24 protein-coding genes are annotated in these 23,673 nt (G+C 73.8%); 17 read left to right on the top strand and 7 right to left on the bottom strand.

From position 1 onward, the window contains the following. Positions 1 to 19: 19 nt before the first annotated feature. The 7 genes from ABZ801_RS19070 to ABZ801_RS19040 all read left to right on the top strand — a co-directional run bounded on the left by ABZ801_RS19070 (position 20) and on the right by ABZ801_RS19040 (position 5,398). Positions 20 to 1,021 carry an ABC transporter substrate-binding protein gene (locus ABZ801_RS19070; protein WP_360699259.1) on the top strand — a complete coding sequence of 334 codons (1,002 nt, stop codon included), beginning with the start codon at positions 20 to 22 and terminating at the stop codon, positions 1,019 to 1,021. Between the two features lie 73 nt (positions 1,022 to 1,094). After that, positions 1,095 to 1,604 carry a hypothetical protein gene (locus ABZ801_RS19065; RefSeq protein WP_344956228.1) on the top strand — a complete coding sequence of 170 codons (510 nt, stop codon included), beginning with the start codon at positions 1,095 to 1,097 and terminating at the stop codon, positions 1,602 to 1,604. Then, entirely contained in the window at positions 1,601 to 2,650 is a 1,050-nt protein-coding gene (locus ABZ801_RS19060; protein ID WP_360699257.1) for a peptidoglycan-binding protein, read from the top strand. The genes ABZ801_RS19065 and ABZ801_RS19060 overlap by 4 nt, the downstream gene beginning before the upstream one ends. After that, on the top strand, positions 2,647 to 3,336 hold the full coding sequence (locus ABZ801_RS19055; RefSeq protein ID WP_360699255.1) for an ABC transporter ATP-binding protein: 690 nt from the start codon (positions 2,647 to 2,649) through the stop codon (positions 3,334 to 3,336). Before ABZ801_RS19060 ends, ABZ801_RS19055 begins: the two co-directional genes overlap by 4 nt. Then, positions 3,333 to 4,550, top strand: a complete 1,218-nt coding sequence (locus ABZ801_RS19050) for an ABC transporter permease (RefSeq protein WP_360699253.1) — start codon at positions 3,333 to 3,335, stop codon at positions 4,548 to 4,550. Before ABZ801_RS19055 ends, ABZ801_RS19050 begins: the two co-directional genes overlap by 4 nt. A gap of 58 nt (positions 4,551 to 4,608) precedes the next feature. Then, positions 4,609 to 4,971, top strand: a complete 363-nt coding sequence (locus ABZ801_RS19045; protein ID WP_344956236.1) for a hypothetical protein — start codon at positions 4,609 to 4,611, stop codon at positions 4,969 to 4,971. Positions 4,972 to 5,068: 97 nt separating this feature from the next. Next, entirely contained in the window at positions 5,069 to 5,398 is a 330-nt protein-coding gene (locus tag ABZ801_RS19040) for a tetratricopeptide repeat protein (protein ID WP_360699250.1), read from the top strand. 68 nt (positions 5,399 to 5,466) lie between these two features. Here ABZ801_RS19040 and ABZ801_RS19035 read toward each other — a convergent pair whose 3' ends face one another. From ABZ801_RS19035 to ABZ801_RS19025, 3 genes are all read right to left on the bottom strand, one after another. Further along, entirely contained in the window at positions 5,467 to 6,708 is a 1,242-nt protein-coding gene (locus tag ABZ801_RS19035) for a ribonuclease D (RefSeq protein WP_344956460.1), read from the bottom strand. 175 nt (positions 6,709 to 6,883) lie between these two features. After that, a complete protein-coding gene (locus ABZ801_RS19030; protein WP_344956239.1) occupies positions 6,884 to 7,465 on the bottom strand; it encodes a DUF3000 domain-containing protein in 582 nt (193 codons plus the stop codon). Positions 7,466 to 7,598: 133 nt separating this feature from the next. Then, positions 7,599 to 7,907: a hypothetical protein gene (locus tag ABZ801_RS19025; protein WP_360699248.1), complete on the bottom strand. Its 309-nt coding sequence runs from the start codon at positions 7,905 to 7,907 to the stop codon at positions 7,599 to 7,601. 253 nt (positions 7,908 to 8,160) lie between these two features. Between ABZ801_RS19025 and hemE the strand changes: the two genes are divergently transcribed. From hemE to ABZ801_RS19005, 4 genes are all read left to right on the top strand, one after another. Then, positions 8,161 to 9,186, top strand: coding sequence for a uroporphyrinogen decarboxylase (hemE, locus tag ABZ801_RS19020; protein WP_344956462.1), 1,026 nt, complete (start codon positions 8,161 to 8,163; stop codon positions 9,184 to 9,186). A gap of 76 nt (positions 9,187 to 9,262) precedes the next feature. Next, positions 9,263 to 10,798 (top strand): protoporphyrinogen oxidase, encoded by a 1,536-nt coding sequence (hemG, locus tag ABZ801_RS19015; protein ID WP_360699246.1) that lies wholly within the window; start codon positions 9,263 to 9,265, stop codon positions 10,796 to 10,798. After that, positions 10,698 to 11,402: a hydrogen peroxide-dependent heme synthase gene (gene hemQ / locus ABZ801_RS19010; protein ID WP_360699244.1), complete on the top strand. Its 705-nt coding sequence runs from the start codon at positions 10,698 to 10,700 to the stop codon at positions 11,400 to 11,402. Before hemG ends, hemQ begins: the two co-directional genes overlap by 101 nt. Positions 11,403 to 11,512: 110 nt before the next feature. Then, a complete protein-coding gene (locus ABZ801_RS19005) occupies positions 11,513 to 12,142 on the top strand; it encodes a hypothetical protein (protein WP_360699242.1) in 630 nt (209 codons plus the stop codon). A 57-nt stretch (positions 12,143 to 12,199) separates the two neighbouring features. On the opposite strand, the gene msrB is transcribed toward ABZ801_RS19005, so the two are convergent. Then, positions 12,200 to 12,601, bottom strand: a complete 402-nt coding sequence (msrB, locus tag ABZ801_RS19000) for a peptide-methionine (R)-S-oxide reductase MsrB (protein ID WP_360699240.1) — start codon at positions 12,599 to 12,601, stop codon at positions 12,200 to 12,202. Between the two features lie 104 nt (positions 12,602 to 12,705). Between msrB and ABZ801_RS18995 the strand changes: the two genes are divergently transcribed. Together ABZ801_RS18995 and ABZ801_RS18990 are read left to right on the top strand one after the other, a co-directional pair. Continuing rightward, entirely contained in the window at positions 12,706 to 13,764 is a 1,059-nt protein-coding gene (locus tag ABZ801_RS18995; RefSeq protein ID WP_344956250.1) for a DNA polymerase domain-containing protein, read from the top strand. A gap of 415 nt (positions 13,765 to 14,179) precedes the next feature. Beyond that, positions 14,180 to 14,686 (top strand): hypothetical protein, encoded by a 507-nt coding sequence (locus tag ABZ801_RS18990; RefSeq protein ID WP_360699238.1) that lies wholly within the window; start codon positions 14,180 to 14,182, stop codon positions 14,684 to 14,686. 96 nt (positions 14,687 to 14,782) lie between these two features. On the opposite strand, the gene ABZ801_RS18985 is transcribed toward ABZ801_RS18990, so the two are convergent. Next, positions 14,783 to 15,943, bottom strand: coding sequence for a hypothetical protein (locus tag ABZ801_RS18985; RefSeq protein ID WP_360699236.1), 1,161 nt, complete (start codon positions 15,941 to 15,943; stop codon positions 14,783 to 14,785). 224 nt (positions 15,944 to 16,167) lie between these two features. On the opposite strand from ABZ801_RS18985, the gene ABZ801_RS18980 reads away from it, so the two are divergent. Together ABZ801_RS18980 and ABZ801_RS18975 are read left to right on the top strand one after the other, a co-directional pair. Further along, on the top strand, positions 16,168 to 17,175 hold the full coding sequence (locus tag ABZ801_RS18980) for a hypothetical protein (RefSeq protein ID WP_360699234.1): 1,008 nt from the start codon (positions 16,168 to 16,170) through the stop codon (positions 17,173 to 17,175). Positions 17,176 to 17,217: 42 nt separating this feature from the next. Then, positions 17,218 to 17,721, top strand: a complete 504-nt coding sequence (locus ABZ801_RS18975; protein ID WP_344956257.1) for a hypothetical protein — start codon at positions 17,218 to 17,220, stop codon at positions 17,719 to 17,721. A gap of 146 nt (positions 17,722 to 17,867) precedes the next feature. On the opposite strand, the gene ABZ801_RS18970 is transcribed toward ABZ801_RS18975, so the two are convergent. Beyond that, the gene (locus ABZ801_RS18970) at positions 17,868 to 18,683 is read right to left on the bottom strand and encodes a hypothetical protein (protein ID WP_360699232.1); all 816 of its coding nucleotides are present in this window, start codon (positions 18,681 to 18,683) and stop codon (positions 17,868 to 17,870) included. 570 nt (positions 18,684 to 19,253) lie between these two features. Then, positions 19,254 to 20,045 carry a hypothetical protein gene (locus ABZ801_RS18965; RefSeq protein ID WP_360699230.1) on the bottom strand — a complete coding sequence of 264 codons (792 nt, stop codon included), beginning with the start codon at positions 20,043 to 20,045 and terminating at the stop codon, positions 19,254 to 19,256. A gap of 4 nt (positions 20,046 to 20,049) precedes the next feature. On the opposite strand from ABZ801_RS18965, the gene ABZ801_RS18960 reads away from it, so the two are divergent. Continuing rightward, a complete protein-coding gene (locus ABZ801_RS18960; RefSeq protein ID WP_360699228.1) occupies positions 20,050 to 20,244 on the top strand; it encodes a hypothetical protein in 195 nt (64 codons plus the stop codon). Positions 20,245 to 21,032: 788 nt separating this feature from the next. Continuing rightward, a complete protein-coding gene (locus ABZ801_RS18955; protein WP_360699226.1) occupies positions 21,033 to 23,552 on the top strand; it encodes an ATP-binding protein in 2,520 nt (839 codons plus the stop codon). Positions 23,553 to 23,673: the final 121 nt, after the last annotated feature.

The raw sequence follows: 23,673 nt of genomic DNA, 5'->3' as shown, positions 1-23,673 counted from the left end.
GGGCGGGCATGGGGTGGCCATGGCCCGCTTGCGCGTCGGCGCCTGCCTGTCGTTGACGGGCGGGTACGCCAGGTTCGGCCGCCAGGCCGCGGCCGCCCTGGACGTGTGGCGCGCGGCCGACGAGAACGCCGACGTCCTGATCGAGGACGACCACAGCGACCGGCACCGGTTCCGGGCGGCCTTCCGCGGGCTCGCCGGCCGGTGCGACGTGCTGCTGGGCCCCTATTCGACCGACCTCATGCGGGCCGCGGGCGACATCGCCGCCGACCTCGACCGGCTGGTGTGGAACCACGGCGGCTCCGGCGACGATGTCGAGACGGCCCATCCCGGCCATGTCGTCTCGGTGCCGACCCCCACGAGCCGGTACGCCGACCCGTTCCTGCGGCATCTGGCGGCGGTCCGGGAATCCGCCCGGCTCTACGTCGTCCACGGGAAGGGCGGATTCGGCAGGCAGGTCGCGAACGGCGCCGAAGCCGCGGCACGCGCCCTGGACATCGACGTCGCCCGCGTCGGCGGGCTCCCGGAGCCGGACGAAACGGTCCGATGGAACCTGCTGTGCGCCGCCTCCTTCGAGGAGGACGTGCGGACGGTGACCACCGCCCAAGCGCTGCCCAACCCACCGGGAACGTTGTGCGCGGTGGCGGCGGGCGTCCGCGAGTTCGGCGACGCCACCGACGATCCCCGAGGGATCTACGGGGTGGGGCAGTGGTTTCCGGGACGCGCGCACGAACCGGAACTCGGCCTGGAAGAGACCGCCTTCATCGCCGCCTTCCGGCGACGCACGGGCATCCAGCCCGACTACCCCGCGGCGCAGGCGTACGCCGCGGCGGTGATCGCCGCGCACTGCCTCCGCGCCGCCGGAAGCCCGGCCCGCCGATCGGTATGGGCCGTCGCCACGCGCTTGCGCACCACCACCATGTTCGGGGCCTTCGCCATCGACCCGTCCACCGGTGCCCAGACCGCCCACGAGCCCGTCCTCGTCCACTGGACGCCCACCGGCCCCCAGGTCGTCGGCGGCTAATGCGGGTTTAACCCCGGGGCGGCTGGGATGACTCCTCGCCGGGGCGTGGGTTCCCGGCGGGGAGGTCATCGTGATGAGAGGCCGAGTGTGGATCGCCGCGCTCGCGGTGCTGGCCGGGGCGGCGGCGTGCGGGAGCCGGGACGGCGGGAGCGGGGTGGCCAGCGCCGGGGGAGCGGCGGCGAAGGCGTCGGCGTCGCCGTCGCGGTCGCTGAGCCCCGAGGACGCGATGCTCAAGTTCGCCCAGTGCATGCGGGCCAACGGCGTCGACGTGCCGGACCCCAAGGACGGCGACCCGCAGACGATGCGGATCGGCGGCAAGGGCGCCGACCGGGACAAGCTCCAGGACGCCATGGAGAAGTGCCGGCCGTACCTGGTGGCCGGCGGCAAGATGCCCGACCTGAAAGACCCCGAGGTGCGCGACCGGTACACCAGGTACGCGCAGTGCATGCGGCAGCAGGGCGTCGACATCCCCGATCCCGACCCCGACGGGACGTTCCGCATGCCGTCCAAGGGGATCGACCGCCAGAAGATGGACAAGGCGCGTGAGGCGTGCCGCCACCTGCTGCCGGGGACGGGCCGGTGAACGCCAAGAAGATCGTCGCCGGTGCGGTGGCGGCGACCGTCGCCGCGGGCGGCGCCGCCGCGCTGGCCCTCGGCGGCGGCGACGGCAGTGCGCAGGCCCAGGGCGCCGCCGCCCTCGGCACCGCGCAGGTCACCCGGGGAGACCTCGTGGACACCGAGGAGGTGGACGGCACCCTCACGTTCGCGGGCGAGGAGACCGTGCGGACGGGGGCGTCCGGGGTCGTCACGGCCGCGCCGGAGGAGGGGCGGTCGATCGGCCGCGGCAGAAGCCTGCTGCGCGTCGACGACCGGCCCGTGACACTGATGTACGGGAATCTGCCGATGTACCGGACGCTGTCGGTGGGAGCCGAGGGCGCGGACGTCCGGCAGCTCGAACGCAACCTCGACGCCCTCGGCTACGACGTCACCGTGGACGAGGAGTTCACCTCCGCCACGGCGGAGGCGGTCCGGCGGTGGCAGGACGACCGGGGCCTGCCGGAGACCGGCCGGGTGGACCCGTCGCAGGTGGTGTTCCTGCCGGGAGCCGTCCGCGTCAAGGAGGTCAAGGCGCCCAAGGGCGCGCGGACGAGCCCGGGGCAGCCCGCGCTGACCGTCACCGGGACGCGCCGGATCGTCCACGTCGACCTGGACGCCGGCAAGCAGGACCTGGCGAAGAAGGGCGCCCGCGTCACGGTCGAGCTGCCCGGCGGGCACCGCGCCAAGGGCACGGTGTCGCACGTCGGCTCCGTCGCCGGGCAGTCCGGCACCCAGCAGGACCCGAAGACCACCGTCGACGTGGAGATCACCCTGGACGGGAACGCCCGCACCGGAGGGCTCGACAGGGCGCCGGTGACGGTGGAACTGGAGAGCGAGCGGCGCGCGAACGTGCTGTCGGTGCCGGTCGAGGCGCTGCTGGCGCTGCGCGAGGGCGGCTTCGGCGTGGAGGTCGTCGAGGGCACGGCGCGGCGGATCGTGCCCGTCCGGACCGGAGCCTTCGGCGGCGGTCGGGTGGAGGTCACCGGGGCCGGGCTCCGGGAGGGCGTGAAGGTCGGGGTGCCCGTGACATGAGGGTCGTGGAGCTGGAGGGGGTCACCAAGCGGTACCCGGGCGGTGTCACGGCGCTGCGCGGGGTCGACCTGGCGATCGACCGGGGCGAGCTGACCGCCATCGTCGGGCCGTCGGGATCGGGCAAGTCCACGCTGCTGCACATGATCGGCACACTGGACCGGCCCACCGGCGGGCGCGTGCGGATCGCCGGGCACGAGGTCGCCGAGCTGGACGACCGGCAGCTGTCGGCGCTGCGTGCGCGGCACATCGGGTTCGTGTTCCAGTCGTTCCACCTGGCGGACGGGGTGAGCGCCCTGGACAACGTCGCCGACGGGCTGCTCTACAGCGGCGTCCCGCTGCGCGAGCGCAGGAGACGCGCCGCCGAGGCGCTGGAACGCGTCGGGCTCGGCGCACGCGCCGGCCACCGGCCGCACCAGCTGTCGGGCGGCGAGCGGCAGCGGGTCGCGGTGGCGCGCGCCGTCGTCGGGGAGCCCGACCTGCTGCTGGCCGACGAGCCCACCGGCAACCTGGACACGGCGGCGGGCGGCGAGGTGCTGCGCCTGCTGGGCGCCCTGCACGACGCCGGGACCACCGTCGTGATCATCACCCATGACCGGGACGTCGCGGCGTGGACCCCCCGGCGGGTCGGGATGCGCGACGGGACGGTCGTCGCCGACGAGCGGGCGGAGGAGGTGACCGCCCGATGAGGCGGGCGGGGGACACCGCCGCGCCGGACCGGCTGGTGGCGGCGCGGCTGAGCGGGCCGGACGTGGTGCGGGTCGGGCTGGCCGGGCTCCGCTCGCGGCGGACCCGGGTGCTGCTGTCGGCGCTGGGCATCGCGATCGGCATCGCCACGATGGTCGCGGTGCTCGGCATCTCCTCCTCCGGCCGGGAGGACCTGCTGCGCCGGCTCGACCGGCTCGGCACCGACCTGCTGACCGTCCAGCCCGGCGACACGCTGTTCGGCGAGCGGGCCCGGCTGCCGCGGTCGGCGTCGGCGATGGTGGCGCGGATCGGCCCGGTCACGTCGGTCGCCGCGACCGGCACCGTCGACGCGTCGGTGCGGCGCACCGACCGCATCCCCGACGAGATCACCGGCGGCATCGCGGTGCGCGCCGCGTCCGCCGAACTGCCCCGCACCCTGCGGATCGGCGTGCGCACGGGCACGTGGCTGAACGCGGGCACCGGGCGCTACCCCGGCGTGGTGCTGGGCGCTGAGGCGGCCAGGCGGCTCGGCGTCGACCGCGTCGGCGTCCAGGTGTGGATCGGCGGCCGCTGGTTCACCGTCCTGGGCGTCCTGGACTCCGCCGAGCTGGCGCCCGAGATCGACCGGTCCGCGCTGGTCGGGTGGGACGCGGCCGAACGGTACCTGGGCTTCGACGGCCACCCGACGACGATCTACGAACGGTCGGCGGACGCGGCGGTGGAGGACGTGCGCGCCGTCCTGGCCCGCACCGTCAACCCGGAGAACCCGGAGGAGGTGCAGGTGAGCCGGCCCTCCGACGCGCTGGCGGCCAGGGCCGCCGCCTCGGGCGCGTTCACCGGGCTGCTGCTCGGCCTCGGCGCGGTGGCGCTGCTGGTCGGCGGGGTCGGCGTCGCCAACACGATGGTGATCTCGGTGCTGGAGCGGCGCCGGGAGATCGGGCTGCGCCGGTCGCTGGGCGCCACCCGCGGGCAGGTGCGCCTGCAGTTCCTGGCCGAGTCGCTGCTGCTGTCGGCGTTCGGCGGCGCGGCCGGGGCGGTGCTGGGCGCGGCGGTGACCGTGGGGTTCGCCCTGTACCGGGGATGGCCGCCGGTCGTGCCGCTGTGGGCGCCCGCCGGGGCGGTCATCGCGACCCTGGCGATCGGCACGGCGGCCGGGCTGTACCCGGCGACGCGGGCGGCGCGGCTCTCGCCGACCGCGGCCCTGGCCACGGTCTGAGGGACCGGTGCATCATGGGGACGAGCCGATGATCGCCCCCCGGAGGTGTTGCGCCGCCATGCCCGTGCCCCGTCCGGTCCGCGACCGCTGCCGGGAGTTCCTCGGCCTCGACACGGACATCCGGTACATATTCCCGGCGCTGACGGCCGGCGGCGGCACCGGGTTCTTCTTCGTCGTCACCGACGACCAGATCACGGTCATCAGCACCGGCGCCACCGGGCGGGGCAAGCTGAGGAGCGTCTGGGGAAGCTACCCGCGCGGCACCCGCATCGGCCCGGTGGAGACCGGCGCGGGTGCCGCGTTCGAGTTCGGGGGCGCCTGGTTCGAGGTGGACGACGAGTACGTGCCCGTCATCAACGCCGCCGACGCCGAGGTCTTCGACCGCGACAACCTCCCGCGCGACCCGCTGCCCGACCTGTAGCCCGCGCGTTCAGCCCCGCGTCGCCCTCCGTCCGCGACGGCGCCGCGCCCGCGACGGCCCCCGGAATAGCGGCGGGCGGCGCGCCGTTGACGTCGCCATGGACTGGTTCGGGCAGTACGAGACCTACGAGCGGGCCCGCATGTACTTCGACCTGCGCGACCCGGCCGCGGCGGCCCGGATCCTGGAGCCGCTGGCCGAGGAGCAGCCCGGCAACCGGGCCGTGGTCGAGCTGCTGGCGCGTTCCTACTTCCACTCCGCCCAGCTGGGACGGGCCGAGCAGGCGTTCCGGCGGCTGCTGGAGCTGGCGCCGGACGACGCCTGGGCGCACGAGGCGATGGCCCGGACGCTGGAGCGGCAGAGCCGCTCCGCCGAGGCCGCGCCGTACCGCAAGCTCGCCCTGGCCATGGGCGGCAAGACCGGCTTCTGACCCGCCGAGACGCAGGCGCCCGCCAGGCCGCACCGGCCTCGCGGGCGCCTTCGCGCGTCCGGCGCCGGCTACAGCTCGCCCTTGGCCTCCAGCCGCTGGAACGCCTTGGCCAGCGGCTTGGCCACCAGCTTCACCTGCCATCCGCGGGCGCCCAGCTCGCGCAGCGCCGCGCCGATCGCCTCGGGGGTCGGCTCGGCGGGCGGCGACCACGCCAGCCGCCGCACGTAGTCCGGCTGGACCAGGTTCTCGGTCGGCATGGTGTGCTCGTCGGCCAGCGCCGCCACCACCGCGCGGGCGGCGGTCAGCCGCTTGGCGGCCTCCGGGTCGCGCTCGGCCCAGCGGTGCGCCGGCGGCGGGCCGTCGCCGGGGACGTTGGCCTCCGGCAGCGCCCGGTCGGGCAGGGCCCGCGCCCGCGACACCGCGCGCAGCCACGCCGTCTGGTGGCGGCGGGCGCCGCGGCCCCGCATCGTCGGCAGCGCCTGCAGGTCCGCCGGGCTCTTGGGCAGCTGCTGCGCCAGCTCGATGATCGCCGAGTCCTGCAGCACGCGTCCCGGCGACAGGTCGCGTTCCCGGGCGATGCGGTCGCGGGCGTTCCACACCTCGCGCACCACCGCCAGGGCCCGCCGGTTGCGCACGCGGTGGATGCCGGACGTGCGGCGCCACGGGTCGGGACGCGGCGGCTTGGGCGGCGTGGCCAGGATCGCCGCGAACTCCTCCAGCGCCCACTCCAGCTTGCCCGCCGCGTGCAGCTTCTCGTGCAGGGCGTCGCGCAGCTCCACCAGCAGCTCGACGTCCAGCGCCGCGTACCGCAGCCAGTCCTCCGGCAGCGGACGCGTCGACCAGTCGGCCGCCGAGTGTCCCTTCTCCAGGGTGAAGCCGAGGATGTTCTCCACCATCGAGCCGAGCCCCACCCGCGGATAGCCCAGCAGCCGCCCGGCCAGCTCGGTGTCGAACAGGCGGTGCGGCCGGATGCCGACCTCGCCCAGGCAGGGCAGGTCCTGGGTGGCGGCGTGCAGCACGATCTCGGCGCCGTCCAGCGCGGCGTCCAGCCCGGACAGGTCCGGCAGCGCCACCGGGTCGATCAGCGCGGTGCCCGCGCCGCGGCGGCGCAGCTGGATCAGGTAGGCGCGCTGGCCGTACCGGTAGCCGGACGCGCGCTCGGCGTCCACCGCGACCGGGCCGGTGCCGGCCGCGAACGCGTCGATGACACGTTCCAAACCGGAGGCGGTGGTGATCACCGGGGGCACGCCGTCCCGGGGCTCCAGCAGCGGTACGGCGCCCGGGGGAGGCGCGGTGCCGGCGGCGTGCACCGCCCGCTCGGCGGTGCCGGCGGCCGGCCGTTCAACGGTGGACGGGTCGAGGGTGGACTCCTGCTGTGAGGCGGCCGCCGCGGCGGGTACCGCGGCGGACTGCGCCCCCGCCGCGCCCTCGTCGGCGGCTTCGGTCTCGGACGCTGTGCTTCCCACGTCCCCTACCGTACGTCGCTCAGTGTCCGGATCCGCCGGGACGATCCGGCAGCGTGCTCACACCGGACGGCGGCAGGCCCGCCGTGGTGCACATCACCTCGCACCACGCCAGCACGTGCCCGGTGAGATCGTCGCCGGTCGGGGACCAGGAGGCGCGCAGCTCCAGCTCGGTCGTGGACGGCTCGCCGCGCTTGTCGCCGAAGCTCTCCGACACCGCCCGGGTGACGGTGCCGGACACGCCCGCGTACCCCGCGGGCTCCAGTGCCTCCAGCAGCCAGCTCCAGGCCACCGAGCCGATCAGCTCGTCGGCGGCGATCTCGGGCTCCAGGTCGGCGCGGATGTAGGCGACCACGCGGAAGCCGCCGGTCCAGCCGGCGCGGCCCTCGGGGTCGTACAGCACGATCAGGCGGCCCGTGGCGACCTCGGTCTCGGCGTCGGTGCCGGCGTCGCGGTAGACGCTGCCGGACAGGGCCGCCGCGTAGGGCGCCAGCCGCTGCGGCGCGGGCATGTCCTCCAGGTCGAGCTCGGGCCGGATCGGCTCGCCCTCCAGGATCGCCCGCAGCGTGTCGCGGGCCCGCCGGAACGGCGCGGGGACGGTCATGATCGGACCGCCGAGGTGGCGGCCCCGCACCGGCGCGCGGTGCGGGTGGCTCGTCGCGGCGCCGGGCGCGGCGACGGGGGGTTGAGGCGGAGACAGAGGCACAGCACAGGTTTCGTCTCGGGGGCGCGCGCCGTCAGGCTACGGCCCGCTGGTACGCGGCGCGGCCGGTGGCGGATACGCCGGGGGCGGAGCCGGGAGCGGCCGGGGACCCGCCCGCGGCCGGGCTGCTCGACCCGCCGCGCGCGGCGGCGGACGGGGCGGTGGACTGGGCCGTCGAAAGGACCGTCGACGAGGCGGGGACGCCGTCGGATCCGGGCGGCAGGCCGATCAGGACCGCGGCCCCGCACTCGGTGCAGACCCTCTCGGGGCAGTCCGCGCCGTGCCCGTCACGGCAGGGCGGCTGCTCGAAGAGGCGGTCGTCACCGCAGGTGGAGCAGTACAAGGGGACCTCCCTCGGCTATGACACGGATCACGTTCGCATGCGGCGGTGACAGAATGCGGGACTTCGCTCGGCGTGTCCGGAACTTCGTGCGCCGCCACGGCGACGTCCTTGATCGTGCCCGATCTTCCAAAGTGCTCAGAACGGGCGGACCGCAGGCGAGATGCACGGGGTGGTGCGTCCGGGCGGGGGTGTTCGTGGGAGCATCTCACCTGTGGTCGTAGACGCCGTTGGATCCAAGGACGCTCCTTCCGGGCTGCAGGACAGCCCCTTCCTGAGGGCCTGCCGCCGCCAGCCCGTGCCGTACACGCCGGTGTGGTTCATGCGCCAGGCGGGCCGGTCGCTGCCCGAGTACCTGCGGGTGCGCGAGGGCGTGCCGATGCTGGAGGCGTGCGCCCGGCCGGACATGATCATCGAGATCACCCTGCAGCCGCTGCGCCGGTACGCGGTGGACGCGGCGATCTTCTTCAGCGACATCGTCGTCCCGCTCCGGGCGGTCGGCGTGGACCTGGACCTCAAGCCGGGCGTCGGCCCGGTGATCGCCGACCCGATCCGCAGCCCCGCCGGCGTGGACGCGCTGCGCCGGCTGACGCCGGACGACGTGCCGTTCGTCACCGAGGCGGTGCGGGGCCTGGTCGGCGAGCTGGGCGCCACCCCGCTGATCGGGTTCGCGGGCGGGCCGTTCACGCTGGCCTCGTACCTGATCGAGGGCGGCCCGTCGAAGAACCACGAGCACACCAAGGCCATGATGTACGGCGAGCCGCAGCTGTGGGACCGCCTGCTGGGACGGCTGGCCGACATCACCATCGACTACCTGAAGGTGCAGGTCGAGGCCGGGGCCAGCGCGGTGCAGCTGTTCGACTCCTGGGTGGGCGCGGTCGGCCCGCAGGACTACCGGGCCTCGGTGCTGCCGCACACCCGCCGCATCTTCCAGGCCCTGGAGGGCCTGGGCGTGCCGCGCATCCACTTCGGCGTCGGCACCGGCGAGCTGCTCGGGCTGATGGGCGAGGCCGGGGCCGACGTGGTGGGCGTCGACTGGCGGGTTCCGCTGGACGAGGCCGTCCACCGCGTCGAGCCGGGCAAGGCGCTGCAGGGCAACCTCGACCCGGCGCTGCTGTTCGCGCCGTGGGACGTCATCGAGGCGCGGGCCCGCGACGTGCTGGCCCGGGGCCGCACCGCCGAGGGCCACGTGTTCAACCTGGGCCACGGCGTGCTGCCCTCCACCGACCCGGACGTGCTGGCGCGCCTGGCCGACCTGGTCCACGAGGCGTCCGCGTCCTGACTCACGGTGCGTCCCAGGGTGATCCCTGGGGCGACCCTGCTGCCGGTTCGCGGAGACCATCTGGAATCGTGGAGGCATGACCGAGCGGGAGGCAAACGGGGGGCGGCCGCACGCCGTCGTGATCGGCGGCGGAATCGCGGGCCTGACGGCCGCACGGCAGTTGCTGCGCGGCGGGGCGCGGGTGACGGTCCTGGAGGGCTCGCCCGACGTCGGCGGCAAGCTGCGGGTCAGCGAGGTCGGCGGGATCCCCGTGGACGAGGGCGCCGAGGCCATGCTCGCGCGCCGTCCCGAGGGCCTGGAGCTGGTGCGCGACCTCGGCCGGGCCGGCGACCTGGTGCACCCGGGGACGACCTCGTCGGCGATCTTCAGCCACGGGGCGCTGCGTCCCCTGCCGTCCGGGCAGGTCATGGGCGTGCCGTCGGACCTGGCGGCGCTGGCCCGCGCGCAGGTGCTGTCCCCGATGGGGCTGGCCCGCGTGCCGCTCGACCTGGTGCTCCCGGCCACGCCGCGCGGCGCCTCCGACGTGTCCGTGGCCGACTACGTCGGCGCCCGCCTCGGCCGCGAGGTGGTGGACCGGCTCGTCGAGCCGCTGCTGGGCGGCGTGTACGCCGGGCGGGTGGAGGAGCTGTCGTTCGAGGCGACGATGGCGTCGGTCGCGGTCGCCTCCCGCAGCCACCGGTCCCTGATCTCCGCCGTCCGCGGCATCCGGCAGGCCGCGCCCGGCAACCCGGGCCCGGTGTTCGCCGCCCTGGCCGGCGGGCTGGGTTCCCTGCCGCACCTGGTGGCCGACGCGATCACCGCCGGGGGCGGGACGGTCCGCACCGGGGCCATGGTGCGCGGGCTGCGCCGCACGCCCACCGGGTGGCGGCTCACCGTCGGCCCGGCGCGCTCGCCCGAGTACCTCGACGCCGACGCGGTCGTGGTGGCCGTGCCCGCGGCGCCGGCCGCCCGGCTGCTCGCCGACGAGGTGCCCGCCGCGTCCCGGGAGCTGGCCCGCATCGACTACGCCAGCATGGCGATCGTCACGCTGGTCTACCCGGTGAGCGCGTTCCCGCGCCTGCCCCGCGTCAGCGGCTACCTCGTCCCGGCGGTCGAAGGCCGCGAGGTGAAGGCCGTCACGTTCAGCTCGGTCAAATGGCCGCACCTGCGCGAAAGCGCACCGGACCTGATCGCCGTACGCTGCTCCATAGGACGGTACGGAGAGGAGCACACGCTCCAGCGCTCCGACGACGACCTGCGGGCCGCGGCCGTCACCGAACTGGCCGTCACCTGCGGGCTGGACGAGCTGCCCATCGCCTGCCGCGTGACGCGCTGGGGCGGGGGGCTGCCCCAGTACAACGTGGGCCACGCCGACGTGGTGGCCCGGATCCGCGCCGCCGTCGCAGGTCAGCCGGGGCTGGCCGTGGCGGGCGCCGCGTACGACGGTTTGGGTATCCCGGCCTGCATCGCCACCGCCCGCGCGGCGGCGACCCGGGTGCTGGAGCATCTCGACAGTCGGGGAGAATTGAGTCATGGCAGCGACGGAGAAGGCGAGCAGGCCCAAGGCGCGGGACCTGAACCAGGTGATCCGCTACACGATGTGGTCGGTCTTCCGGGTGAGGACCCCCGGTGAGGTCGCCGAGGGCCACGCCGCCGAGGTGCAGGACCTGCTCGACCAGGCCGCGCAGAAGGACGTGACCACCCGCGGGGTGTACGACGTGGCGGGCCTGCGGGCCGACGCCGACTACATGTTCTGGTGGCACGCCCCCAGCTCCGACGACCTGCAGGAGGTCTACGCCCGGTTCCGGCGCACCGCGCTGGGCCGCGCCAGCGAGCCGGTGTGGTCGGTGATGGCGCTGCACCGCCCCGCCGAGTTCAACAAGAGCCACATCCCGGCGTTCCTGGCCGAGGAGGAGCCGCGCGGGTACGTGTGCGTCTACCCGTTCGTCCGCTCCTACGACTGGTACCTGCTGCCGGACGAGGAGCGCCGCGCCATGCTCGCCGAGCACGGCCAGATGGCCCGCGGCTACCCGGACGTGCGCGCCAACACCGTCTCCTCGTTCGCCCTTGGCGACTACGAGTGGATCCTGGCGTTCGAGGCCGACGAGCTGCACCGCATCGTCGACCTCATGCGGCACCTGCGGGGCGCCAGGGCCCGGCTGCACGTCCGCGAGGAGGTCCCCTTCTACACCGGCCGCCGCAAGCCGCTGACCGAGCTGGTCGCCGGCCTTCCGTAATCCTCGTGCGCCCCGGGGCGGCGCGGCCGTGATCGGAGGCGACGACCGGAGGATCCCCCGTTGTCCCGTCTGGACGGAACGTTCGGCGAAGTGCCTGTAGAGTGCGGCCCGTGACCAAGGCTCCCCCGAAGCACGCCCGTGGCAGGCACGCCAAACCACCGTCCGAGCTGGCCGTCCGATGGGACCGGATGGTCAAGGAGGCGCTGGGGGAGTCGGGCAGACGCAAGCTGCGGGCGGCGGGGGCCGGGACGGCCTCGCTGGCGCTGATGGGCGTCGCGGCCGTGGTCGTGATGTCGGCCACCGGCGGCGGCGAGGAGGCGCCCCGGGCCGCCGTCGCCGCCGAGCGCGGGACGGGCGCCCACGGCGCGACGCGCGCCAGGACGCCCGGCGCGTCCGCGTCGGCCGGCGCCTCGGCCACGGCGTCGGCGGGCGACCCCGACGAGGTGCCCGACGCGCTGCCGTACCTGCAGCGCAAGGACCCCGACAAGAAGATCACCAAGCATGTCGAGGACGTCCGGCGCAGCGGCGAGTTCCTGCGGGTCTACACCGACCTGGAGGAGGGCGACGAGAACTCCGACCCCGCCGTGTCGCTGTGCGAGTGGACCACCGAGTTCCTCGAGGAGGGCGGGGACGAGGAGCCCCGCGTGTTCGTCCACGGCAAGAGCGAGGACAACGGCAGCGTCGTGCTGGCCAACAAGCAGAACGACAAGGACGACTGCAAGGTGGGCGAGACCCGCTGACCCCGGCCCGGACGCGGCGGCGTGCCCCCGCCCGGGCCGCCGGGCAGGGGCGGGAGATCACTCGGCGGGTTCGAGCGTGAGGCTGATGCTGTTGATGCAGTACCGGTCGTCGGTCGGGGTGGGGTAGCCCTCGCCGTGGAAGACGTGGCCGAGGTGGGAGTCGCACGTCGCGCAGCGCACCTCGGTGCGCACCATGCCCAGGGACCGGTCCTCCAGCAGGGTCACCGCCTCCGACTTGGCGGGCTCGAAGAACGACGGCCAGCCGCAGTGGGACTCGAACTTGGTCTCCGAGCGGAACAGTTCGGTGCCGCAGGCGCGGCAGCGGTACACGCCCACCGTCTTGGTGTCGGTGTACTCCCCGGTGAACGGCCGTTCCGTCCTGCCCTCGCGGAGCACGTGGTACTCCTCCGGCGACAGCTGCGCCCGCCATTCCTCGTCGCTCTTGCGGATCTTCTCCATGCTTCGACGGTACCCGGGCGCGGCATGGGGTGACACGCCGCGTTCGCCCGGGTGAGGCGGTGCCTGGCCTGGGGGTTGTCGGTGGCGTGGGTTAGCGTGCCAGCATGGCCGCGCCAAGCATCCAGATCCCGGTGGGGGATCGTCTCGTCAAGGTGTCCAATCCCGACAAGGTCTACTTCCCGCAGCCCGGTTACACCAAGCGGCGGCTGGTGGAGTACTTCGTCTCCGTCGGGGAGGGCATCCTGCGCGCCACGCGCAACCGGCCCACCACGCTGGAGCGCTGGCCCGGCGGGGTGTTCGAGGGGGCCCGGCTGGCCACCCGCGACAACCCGCGCGGCGCCGACGCGTTCTACCAGAAGCGGCTGCCCAAGGGGGCGCCCGACTGGGTGGAGTCGGCGCGCATCGACTTCCCCAGCGGCCGGTCCGCCGACGAGGTGTGCCCCACCGAGGTCGCCGTGATCGCCTGGGCCGCCAACCTGGGCACGCTGACCTTCCACCCCTGGCCGGTGCGCGGCGCCGACGTCGACCATCCCGACGAGCTGCGCATCGACCTGGACCCCCAGCCCGGCACCGGGTTCGCCGACGCGGTGCGGGTGGCGCTGGGCCCGGCCCGCGACCTGCTGGACGAGCTCGGCTACACCGGCTTCGTCAAGACCTCCGGCAAGGCGGGCGTGCACATCTACGTGCGCATCGAGCCGCGCTGGACGTTCACCGACGTCCGCCGGGCGGCGCTGGCGTTCGGCCGCGAGGTGGAACGCCGCGTCCCCGACCTGGTCACCACCAAGTGGTGGAAGGAGGAGCGGGGCGAGCAGATCTTCATCGACTTCAACCAGAACGCCCGCGACCGCACCATCGCCTCGGCCTACAGCGTCCGGCCGCTGCCGCACGCCCCGGTCTCGGCGCCGGTCACCTGGGACGAGCTGGCCGACGTGGCGCCCGAGGACTTCACGATCGCCACGATGCCCGCCCGGTTCGCCGAGGTCGGCGACCTGCACGCGGCCATCGACGACCGCGCCTTCTCCCTGGAGCCGCTGCTGGAGATGGCCGACCGTGACGAGAAGGACCACGGCCTGGGCGACATGCCGTACCCGCCCAACTACCCGAAGATGCCCGGCGAGCCCAAGCGCGTCCAGCCCAGCAAGGACACCGACCTGCGCTCCTGACCCGCGTCCCGCCCACGCCTTACAACGTCAAGGGCGGCGGTTTTGACTCGTCAGGTGGATGGAGTGGTCAGTGGCGGTGGTCGCGGGACGGCGGCGGGAGAGGGGGCGGTGCCGGGAGAGGGGGCGGCGCCGGTAGAGGCCTGTCGCGGGTGAAGCCGGAGTGTGCCATGTCCTGAATTCGTCCGGCGGTCGGCGGGTCCGGCAATCCGGTGTCCCGATGTTGTTGCGGAGCGGCGCATCGGCAGGACGGTTCTCCCTGAACCTCAGGCCCCCCGCCTCGCTGGACACAGGCGTGGCCAGGAGTGGAGCACAGCGGGGTGGAAACCCGGGGCTGGGAGGTCTGCGACGCGGCGGGCTTATCCGACGGATCGACTCGTCGATCCGCGGCGGCGCACACTGTCGAACCCCCAGAGACGTGGAGAAGCCGATGCTGGAACTCGATAGAGCCGGGACTTCCCTGCTGGACGTCCTGTTCCCGAAGAGGACCGCACCGAAGCCTGTGGGCGGCAGGTACATCGGCCTGCCGGACGGGCGAGCCCTCCACCGGGTGCTGGCATCCGGCCGCGCGGGCCATTGGGCTTTGGTGACCGTGCACGTGGCGGAACTCGCGAGGCTCGACGACGAGCATGCCGTGAAGGTGCTGCGTCTTCTCGTCGGCCGCCTCGACGAGATCCTCAACGATGACGCGACGGTCTACCAGACCGGCGGCGGGCTCGCCGTACTCGCCGGCCCGGGTGACGACCGGTATCAGATGCGGCACGGCACTCTGCTGCTGCGGAAGGCGGTCATCCGCAAGCTCACCGAACCAGATCTCTCGTGCGCCGGTGTCCCCCCGCTGACTCTCACGTTCGAGGCGTCCACCGGCGAGCTGTCACGGTTGCGTGCGGGTGGCGGAGCACGGTGCCGCAGCGGGAACGTCTGAGACGGCCCGGCGCCGTCTCGCACGACCGGCACAGAGGTCAGCCGGCTTCGCAGAGGAAGCCGGCTGACCTGCCGGATACTGTCGCCGTCAGCGAGCTCAGGGGGTCGGCCGGGCGCCCTCCGGTTGCCGCGGGCGGGGTTCGGCCCGGTCGGGCATGGCGGCCAGGCCCGGCAGGCCGCCGGCGGCGGCGCGCAGGCCGGCGACGTGGACCCGCCCGAGGTCGCCCAGCATGATGTCGTAGGCGATGTCGCGCATGGCGGCCGGGCCGAGAGACGAGTGCATCATCCCGGCGATGGTCTCGATCAGCACCCGCTCGTAGGTCTCGAAGCGCACCGAGCCGGCCACCGCCGGGTTCCACTCCAGCCCGTCGCCTCCGCCGAGATGGATCCGCAACCCGCCGGTCACCGGGTGCACATGGTCCAGATCGATCTCCCCGGCAAGGTGACCCCGGGCCGCCGGGGTCCCGTCGTCGGTGAACAGCAGCACCGGAACCGTGAAGGTCACGCGATCGGCCGCCTCGCGCGGCCGGGGCGTGGCGATGCCTCCCGGCGGGGGCGGGACCTCGACGTGGTCGAGCCCGGACAGCATCCGGAAGGTCGCCAGGTCGAGCACGCGGTTGAGGGCCAAAGCCGTCGCCCGGGTCACCGTCTCCGGTTCGCCGGGCTTGCGGGCCAGGTACCCGCCGAAGCCGTAGGCGATGACGCGCTCCCGGACGGGGGAGCGCATGAACACACGCAGCCGCAGGCCCGCGACCGGCAGTGCGAACTCGGCGTCCGTGTCGGTGATCTCGGACCGGGCGTATCCGTCCTCGGTCCTGGTCAGCTTCCCGGCCAGGCTCAGGCTGCCCTCGTTGTGCGCGCGGGTCAGCGTCAGCACGTACAGTTCGCCGTCCAGTTCGGCGATCACGTCGTCGCCGAGCACGGCCGACAGCGCGCGGGCGGTCTCGCTCAGCTCGTGCAGGGTCCTGCGGGGCATTCGCGGCCGCAGCACGTTCTGTGTGGTGGTCTGGCCGCCGAAGCCGGATTCGATGTGCTCGACCTCCCGCTCGGCCTGCCTGGCGGTGTAGTCGCGCAGGCTGAACGCCACCACCTCCTCGTCCGTCCGCACGCCACAGGTGGCCTTCAGCGCCTTCTTGGCGCTGAGCGGATAGGGGATGGCCTGCCTGACGTATCGCGTCGCATCCACGAAGACCGGGACGTCGTCGCCGAATTCGCGCCGGAGATAGAACTCTTCCTTCACCTGCGTGGTGGAAGTCACGTGCGCCTCTTCCGCATCCGGCCGCCGGCTGGGCGGCCGGCGGCAACGTCGTCGCCTGGCCGCGTCCGGCCCAGGCGTGGCACCGGTCGCCCAGGCCGGTGCTGCTTCCTGCGTTACCGTTTCGGGGCGGGCCTGATCGGCAAGTAACGGAAGACACCTGCGGGTCGCCCGTCGGCTGGGACAGTCATGCGTGATAGGACGGCGGCCGACCACTGGGGAGATCGATGTACAAGCTGACCGACTACCTGCTCGCCATCCGCACCACCGGCTCGCCGCCGGCGCCCGCGGGAGTCAAGACCGTCGACCTGGTCCCGACCGGGAGCGACGACGTGATCTCCGCGACGCTCGGCGGCCTGCGCGCGAGCGGGCTGACGGCCGCCGACTTCCGCTCCCGGGCGATCTTCCTCGCGCCCGACGGCCCCGCCGGCCTGGTGACGTACGCGGCGCTGTGCGGGTTCTCCGGCCGGCGCGTCGACGCCTATGCGGGAGGTACCGTTCTGGCGTTCTCCCGGCTGGGCGACGACGGTGCGTCCTTCCCGGATGCCGGACGTCCGTCCGAGTTCCTGCTGTGGGCCCAGGTCGGGGGTCCGGTCGCGGACGGGATCCCCACCGTGCACCTCGGCTCGGCCGGGCAGGAAATGGTCAGCCCGCAGGCCGCCACGGTGATCCGGTACGCGGCGCGGCTGCGCATGGTCCCGCCGGACTCGGCCAGGGACGCGCTGGCGATGTTCGTACTCGTCGCGGCTCTGCGGCGGCGGGCGGACGACCGGTTCCCCTTCCTGTCCACCGGAACCGAGCCTGTCCCGGTCGGCAAGAACGCTCCGGACCAGGGGATCGACCTGGAAAGGCTCCGGCAGGAGGCGGTGCGGTACCGGCAGGAACTGCGCATCGCGCGCAGAGGCGCCGACATCGTCCCGCCGGTCCCCCTCTCGCCGCACGACCGGCGGATCGCCGAAGCCAACGGGGTGGACGTCCGGACGCTGCTCCGTCGGCTCGGTTCCTCCGCCGACGAGGAGGACATGTGGCACTGCCCGCGTCCGCGCCGGCACAGTAACGGTGACGAGCGCCCGTCGATGAAGGTGTACGAGAACGGCAGGGCCAGATGTCACCGCTGCGACGCCGAGCGGATCGGGCCGGTCCGCCTGGCCGTCGACGTGCTCGGAGTCACCCCCGACGAGGCCGCGAGCTTCATCCTGGACTCCGATCACGTGGTCGACCCGCGTGCCGCCTGAGCGAACGCCGCCGATCGGCGGGCTACCCGGTGAGGAGATCCGATGACGCGATCACAGGACCGCCCGAACATGGTCCTGCTGACCGTGAACGGGCGGGACATGGGCCTGATCCACCGCAGCGTGCTGGACCGGGTGGCCGAGATCGCCGACCGGCTGGGCTGCCGCGGCGCCATGGCGCTGGGCGGCCCGCCGGCCTCTTTCGCCGGCGCCGACGTGGCGCGACTGCGGCGTGACCTGGACCAGGTCATCGCCTTCGCGGACGCCGCCCGGCGCACCGGCTGGACGCTGGGAGACATCGCCGTGGCCCCCGGTGAGCAGCCGGAGCCGGTGCTGGACACGCCCCAGGGCAGGCTCTGGGCGCATCCTGTCCGCGGGTTCGAACTGCACGGGGCCGACGGCGTGCGGCGGGTCACCGAACTCGCCGAGCCGCGCGGGACCGCCCGGCGAACCCCGCTGGCCCGTCTCATCACACCACTGGCCGAGGCGGCGGCCCGCGCCCAGGTGCTGGAGGTGCACCAGCGGGAGCACCGGGCGCTGAACACCTGAGCGGACGCGTGTGCCGAGCGGCTGTGCGGGCGCGGACACCGAACGTCTCGTCGGAGGTGGGCACGGGTGCGGGCGCCGCTGCCGGAAATGTGGCGGGCGGCGCCCGGCGCCTTTCGCGAGCGGGCCCGCCGCCGCGGCCCGGGTGGTCAGGTCAGCGGCGTGAGCCTGCCAGGGGCCGCGGACGGCCCGGAGACGGCGAACCCCAGTGCCGTCGGAATCCGCGTCTCCGGGTTGGCGATGAGGGCGCCGACCTGGCCCGCCGCCGCCATCCCCTCCGCCACCGCCCCGGGGCGGACGCCCACCACGTAGTCGGCCTCCATGGCGTTCGCCGCGGTGACGCACCCCGTGGGCAGCGTCGCGTACGCCCCCAGGTAGACCCGGCTGCCGACCGGTATGAGCGAGGCGAGCGCACGCACCACGATCCGCGCGGCCGGTCCCGTCACGGTCACCGCTCCCATGCCCTCGAGTGTCCGCCTGACCTGTGCGAGCTGCTCCTCGGTGAGAATCCCGCCGGCGAGGAGCGCGGTCGCGTCGAGGCCCGTGCCGCTGCGGCGGCTCACCACCACCGAGCCGCCGATCCGCGAGACGACCGCACCCGTCCGCGCACGTGACGCCTTGATCGTCTCGATGGCCCGGCGGGCCGTGGCCAGGTTGGGGAACCCGGGGACCTGGTACACGCCGTGCCTGCCGCAGACGGTCACCTCGGTGCCCTGGATGTGCACCTCGTCGACGCGCTCGTCGCGCCACAGCTCACCGAGCATGTGGCTGCCGCTGAGCACGTCGTAGACCCGGCCGGCCATCGCCCGGTCCCCGTCGGTGTAGTGGGTGAGGACCTCCATCCAGATCGCGGCCATCCGCGGCCGGAGGGACTGCGCGATCCGCTCCGCGGCGACCCATACCGGCTCCGTCGCAGGCGGGAGTCCCGGCCCGCCCGGATCCGCGGGCTCCTGCGCCTTCGGCATCGCCACGTCCGCCGGTGCCCCGGCCTGTGCCGGAGCCTGTGCCGGGGACGGCGGGGGCGCCTGCGTTGGAATCTGTGCCGGGGGCCGGGTCTGTACGTGGGCTTGTACGGGGCCCTGTGCTGAGGGCTGCGCCGGAGGTTGTGCTGGGCCCTGTGCGATGGGCTGAGCGGAAGGCGGGGAAGGCTGCTGCGCTGGGGGCGCCTCGGGTGCCGTCTTGCCCTGTGGTGGCGCCGCGGCTCCGGTGGCCTGACCAGGGGCGGTTCCTGCGACCGAGTCCCAGGACGAGAACAGCGAAGCCCATTCGTCCTCTGCCCCCGGCTGCGCGGCCTTCGGCTCGGGTGAAGAGGAGGCCGCCGCCCCGGCCGCCGCCTTCTGCTCGGCCGGGGTGGGGGGCTTGTCCTGCGAGGCCTCGGCGTCCGGCGGGTACTCGACCTCCGGGGTGACGCCCAGGGCCGCCCAGAAGTCCCACCCCGCAGCGGGGGCCTGATCAGCCGCCATATTGATCATTTCCTTCCGTACGATCGTGCGATCCGTGCGACTGGTGAGAGATGTGCCGGTCAGGGGCGTCGATCATCGGGACCCCAGGCCGAGCAGTCTCCGCAACCGGCCGTCCTGACCGTCCGCCGGCGGCGGGGCCGTTTCGAACACCGGGTCCGCGGTGACGACCCGCAGGATCTCGCGAAGCGTCGCCGCCAGCTCCGGAGCGGCGCGCAGCGCGCCCAGCCGGCGATCGTTCGCCGCCCGCGTCCATTCCCGGTCGTCCGGGATCAGCCCGACGAACCGCCATCCGGGCAGCAGGTCCATGACGTCCTCCGGGCCGCAGCCGACGTCGGCGCGGGCCCGGTTGAGGATCAGCGACAGCTTCTCCGGGGCGACGCCGCCGCCTCGGGAGTGCTGCGGGAGGGTGATCGCTCGCAGCCAGGAACGGGCGGCCTCCAGCGTCACCCGGTTGGGTTCGACGGGAACCAGGATCGCGTCGGCCTCGGGCAGGACCAGGTCGGTGAACGTGGTGTGGTAGAGCTCGGCGACCGGCGTGTCGACGAACACGAAGTCGAACGCCGTTCGCAGCACCGCCAGGATCCGCCGGTACAGCGCCGAGTTGATCAAGGCGGGGTCGGCGTTGACGACGTCCGGTGGCCCGAGCAACGCGTACAGGCCGATGTCGGGGACGTGCGCGAGATGGTTGCGCACCGTCTGTGCCGAGAGCGTTCCGCTCTCCCGGAGCAGGTCCAGGATCGTGGGGGACTCCAGGTTGAGGTAGCGGGCGACGTCGGCCTGCTGGAAGTTGGTGTCCACCACCACCACTGTTCCGCCGCGGCCGACCGTCTGAAGGTGCTCGGCCGCATGGACCGCCAGGCTCACGGTCGTGCTGGTCTTGCCCACGCCGCCCTTCGCCGACGCGACGGCGATGACGCGGCCGGCCGCCGGTGCCGCCGTCGCGGCCGGCGGCCGAACGGGCGCCGCCGGCGGGCCCGGCCAGCCGTTCGAGGAGGCCGGGGAGGGCGCCGCACCCGTGTTCGGTTCGGACACGGGGGCGGAGTCCGGCTCCCGCCCCGAATAGGGCGTTGCCGGGGGGTGTGGCCCTGGCTGGGACCGCGGGCCATCCGGTGCGGCGTGGAGGCTCGTCCCTTGCCGGGGGCCTGACGTGTCCCGGCGCCCTCGTTCGTGCTGGGGCCATGGCGCGATTTGGGACCAGGACGTGGGCTGGGCCCCCGATTCGGGTTGAGGCCCTGGGGACGGCTGGGCGTGTTCGGCGGGCTCTGGGGCCGGGGCCGCGGCGGGGGCCGGGGCTGCCGCCGGGGCGGGGGCTGCCGCGGGGGGCGGGGCCGTGGCCTGGGGTGGCGCCGATTCGGGGACACCGAACATCGCCAGCAGTTCCGACAGCCTCAGTTGCCGGCCGGTGACCCGCACCCTCGGGTCGAAGACATCACCGCGCTCGGCGAAGAAACCGTGCACCAGCACGGTGAACCCGCTGCCGGCCAGTCCGTTGGCCAGGACGGTCACCCCGGCACCGGGGACGTCCTCGACGAACCCCGGTGCGAACAGGAACGCGGCGGGGGGACTGACCCGCCCGCTCTTGGACAGGGTGCGAAGTTCCGCCGCGGAGGCGGCGTCGAACACCGCGGGGAACCGGCCGGTCTCCCGCAACTTCAGCGCGACGCCCGGGGCCCCCGCCACGACGAGGTTCGGGGCAGTTGCCATCACAGTGTCCTCAGAGCTCTGGTTGTCGACCGGCCGACGGGGCGACCGGAGTCTCCTAGTCCGACTGTGCGGACAACGGCGGCTGCCGCCAGCCGTGAATGCCGGACTGTCTCCCGGAGAGCTCACACAACCTGGGAGATGACACGCATGGTCAACCTGAGGGCCACGTTCGGGCGGCTCACCGGGACAAGCCGCGCAGGTCGTTCCGAGGCCGACACCGCCACCATGTGGACGACCCCGTACGCATGGCGGACCGCCGACGGCGTCTACGTCGGCCACAACGGCGAGGTGTGGATGTACCGCACCGTGCGGCTGTCACCGATGAAGTGGGAGGATCCCGAGCAGCAGCTGTCGCTGGCCGCGCCGCTCGCCCGGCTCCTGGACGACCTCGGCGGGACCTCGCGCCAGCCCATCGGCGGCCTGGCGACCCTGTCCAACAACCGGCGTGTCCACCTGGTGTCGATCACCTGGGACGACCTCGTCACGCCGCCGAGGGACAACACCGAGATGCTGCGCGCCTACCAGGCGGGTGCCTTCGGGTTCCTGGCGCCCAAGCGGGTTCTGTTCGTCGGCGTGCAGCTGCGGTCGTCGCTGCGGGACCAGGCGGCGAAGGCCGACCGGCGCTCCGGCGGCGGCATGTCGATGTTCAGGTCGCTGACCGAGCTGGTCAAGGAGTCCATCGCCGAGGACGTCCCGGACCTGGCCCCGTACCAGCGGGATCTCGAACTCGTCACGTCCCTGTTCGACCGCGCCGACGCGCAGCCGCCCACGCGGCAGGAGCTCGACCAGCTGGAGTCCTGGTACAACCTCGGGCGCGGCCCGGACGCGGTGATCGAGGAACTGCCCACCCGGCTGGCCGTGTCCGGTGTCGGGGAGCTGGAGATGTCCGCCGTCATGCGGTTCGAGCAGCCGATCATGCCGTCCCCGTACGCCCAGTGGGCGCTGGAGGCGATCAGCCACCCCGGCGACGCCCCGCACGTCGTCTCGATCCGCGCCGAGCTGGAGCCGCCGAATCTGACGCGGGCGCGGGCCCGCCGGGCGCAGCGGCGGATCATGTCGAACATGGAGGAGGAGCGCAAGACCCAGGACCTGGAGAAGGTGGAGCTGTCGGAGACCTACCAGCAGGCCAAGGAGGTCGAGGACTACCTGGCGGGCTCCAGGCAGCCCATGCTGGCCAACTGCAGCTTCGTCATGGCGCGGGAGGTCACCGACGCCACCGAGACCTACCTGGACTTCCTCTCCCAGAACTACGGGATCCAGATGAAGCCCCTGGAGCACCGGCAGATCCAGGCGCTGGAGGAGACCCTGCCGTGCTCCTCGGTACGGGTCAACCCGTTCCTGCAGGACGTGAACGTGCCGATGGTCTCGCACGCCGGACTGCAGTCGTTCTCCCATCTGGGCGACGACACCGGGGTCTTCGGCGGGCTCATCGACCCGGACGGCACCCCCTTCTTCGTCGACCCGCTCGGCGCCCCGCGCAAGAACCTCCCGCCCGTCTTCGGGATCTTCGGTGATCCCGGCAGCGGAAAGACGTTCTTCGCCCAGTCCGTCGCCGTGCAGTCCGCCCTCAACGACCTGCCGGTGATCTTCGTGAACCCCAAGGGCGGCGACTCGCTGTACGGAATGGTGGACTACGCCCAGGGGCTGGGCGTGCCCAGCGGGCGGGTGTCCATGTCGGCACTGGAGGACACCCCCGGCGCCTTCGACCCGTTCCGGTACGCGCCGCCGACCATCGCGGCGGAGATCGCCAACGTGCACATCCTGTCCGCGCTGGACGACTACCGGGACGGCCTGTCGCTGCCGGAGCGGCTGGCCCTCGGCTCGGGCCTGAAACGCGGTGCCCTCAACGGCGCCCGCTGCGTCTGGGAAGCCCTGCAGTACGTCCCCGGTGACGAGGCGGAGCGGCTGCGCGGCCTGATCGAGCAGCAGATGGAGGCGTCCAGCATGTTCTCCCTCGGCATCGCGCTCCGGCCGCTGCCCCGCCTCGACGTCCAGCAGCGGCTGACGCTGGTCGACTTCGACCGCGACCTGGGGCTGCCCGAGGGCAAGACTCCGAGCGAGTACTCGGCCTCGGAGCGGATCGCGCTGGCGGCCGTCCGCCTGGTCATCCGGGCGTCACTGGAGATCCTCATCGCCAACCGGTCCGGCGTGCTGATCGTGGACGAGGCGTGGACGTTCCTGTCGCAGGCCGAGGGCCTGGCCTCGTTGCAGCGCATCTCCCGGGAGGGCCGGTCGCTGAACATCCTGCCGGTGTTCCTCACCCAGCGGATCGCCGACGTGGTGACCAAGGACCTGGAGTCCTACCTCAGCCGGGTCCTGGTGCTCAAGCTGAACGAGGCCAGGGAGGCGGAGACGGCGTTGAGGCTGTGCGGCCTGGAGCCGACTCCCCGGCGGCTCGCCGAGATCCGCGAGTTCGGCCCGCTGCCGCCGGAGGGCGACCGGCCGGCCCGCTGGGCGCGCGGCATCTTCCGTGATCTGGTCGGCCAGCACGCCCAGGTCGTGCTGGGGCCAACGCCTCCTGACGCCGCGGCGGCCTACAGCACCAACCCCGAGGACCGCCGCAGGCGCGAGGAACGGCGCCTGGCCCTGGAACGCGCCGACCACGACGCGGCGGTGCTCGCCGCGGCCCCGGCCGAGGAGGGAGCGGACGCATGGCTCGTCGACTGAGGCGACCGACGCGGCGTCCGGCGCCCGCGCGCACGCCGCGCTCCGCACGGCGCCGCACCGGCGCCCCGTCCGGCTCCACACGGCCGCGGCCCTCGGGCCCGCGACCTTCGAAACCGCGGCC

Source organism: Actinomadura sp. NPDC047616 (genome assembly GCF_040642915.1).
Taxonomy (GTDB): Bacteria; Actinomycetota; Actinomycetes; order Streptosporangiales; family Streptosporangiaceae; genus Spirillospora; species Spirillospora miaoliensis.
The sequence above is the reverse complement of the archived record's forward strand: the minus strand, read 5'-3'. Positions and strand labels throughout refer to the sequence as shown.

Excerpts from the sequence above, each read along its gene's own strand:
- ABZ801_RS19070 (WP_360699259.1), top strand. The coding sequence starts at position 20 with ATGGCCCGCTTGCGCGTCGGCGCCTGCCTGTCGTTGACGGGCGGGTAC.
- ABZ801_RS19065 (WP_344956228.1), top strand. The coding sequence starts at position 1,095 with ATGAGAGGCCGAGTGTGGATCGCCGCGCTCGCGGTGCTGGCCGGGGCG.
- ABZ801_RS19055 (WP_360699255.1), top strand. The coding sequence starts at position 2,647 with ATGAGGGTCGTGGAGCTGGAGGGGGTCACCAAGCGGTACCCGGGCGGT.
- ABZ801_RS19050 (WP_360699253.1), top strand. The coding sequence starts at position 3,333 with ATGAGGCGGGCGGGGGACACCGCCGCGCCGGACCGGCTGGTGGCGGCG.
- ABZ801_RS19045 (WP_344956236.1), top strand. The coding sequence starts at position 4,609 with ATGCCCGTGCCCCGTCCGGTCCGCGACCGCTGCCGGGAGTTCCTCGGC.
- ABZ801_RS19040 (WP_360699250.1), top strand. The coding sequence starts at position 5,069 with ATGGACTGGTTCGGGCAGTACGAGACCTACGAGCGGGCCCGCATGTAC.
- ABZ801_RS19030 (WP_344956239.1), bottom strand. The coding sequence starts at position 7,465 with ATGACCGTCCCCGCGCCGTTCCGGCGGGCCCGCGACACGCTGCGGGCG.
- hemG (WP_360699246.1), top strand. The coding sequence starts at position 9,263 with ATGACCGAGCGGGAGGCAAACGGGGGGCGGCCGCACGCCGTCGTGATC.
- hemQ (WP_360699244.1), top strand. The coding sequence starts at position 10,698 with ATGGCAGCGACGGAGAAGGCGAGCAGGCCCAAGGCGCGGGACCTGAAC.
- msrB (WP_360699240.1), bottom strand. The coding sequence starts at position 12,601 with ATGGAGAAGATCCGCAAGAGCGACGAGGAATGGCGGGCGCAGCTGTCG.
- ABZ801_RS18995 (WP_344956250.1), top strand. The coding sequence starts at position 12,706 with ATGGCCGCGCCAAGCATCCAGATCCCGGTGGGGGATCGTCTCGTCAAG.
- ABZ801_RS18980 (WP_360699234.1), top strand. The coding sequence starts at position 16,168 with ATGTACAAGCTGACCGACTACCTGCTCGCCATCCGCACCACCGGCTCG.
- ABZ801_RS18975 (WP_344956257.1), top strand. The coding sequence starts at position 17,218 with ATGACGCGATCACAGGACCGCCCGAACATGGTCCTGCTGACCGTGAAC.
- ABZ801_RS18970 (WP_360699232.1), bottom strand. The coding sequence starts at position 18,683 with ATGCCGAAGGCGCAGGAGCCCGCGGATCCGGGCGGGCCGGGACTCCCG.
- ABZ801_RS18955 (WP_360699226.1), top strand. The coding sequence starts at position 21,033 with ATGGTCAACCTGAGGGCCACGTTCGGGCGGCTCACCGGGACAAGCCGC.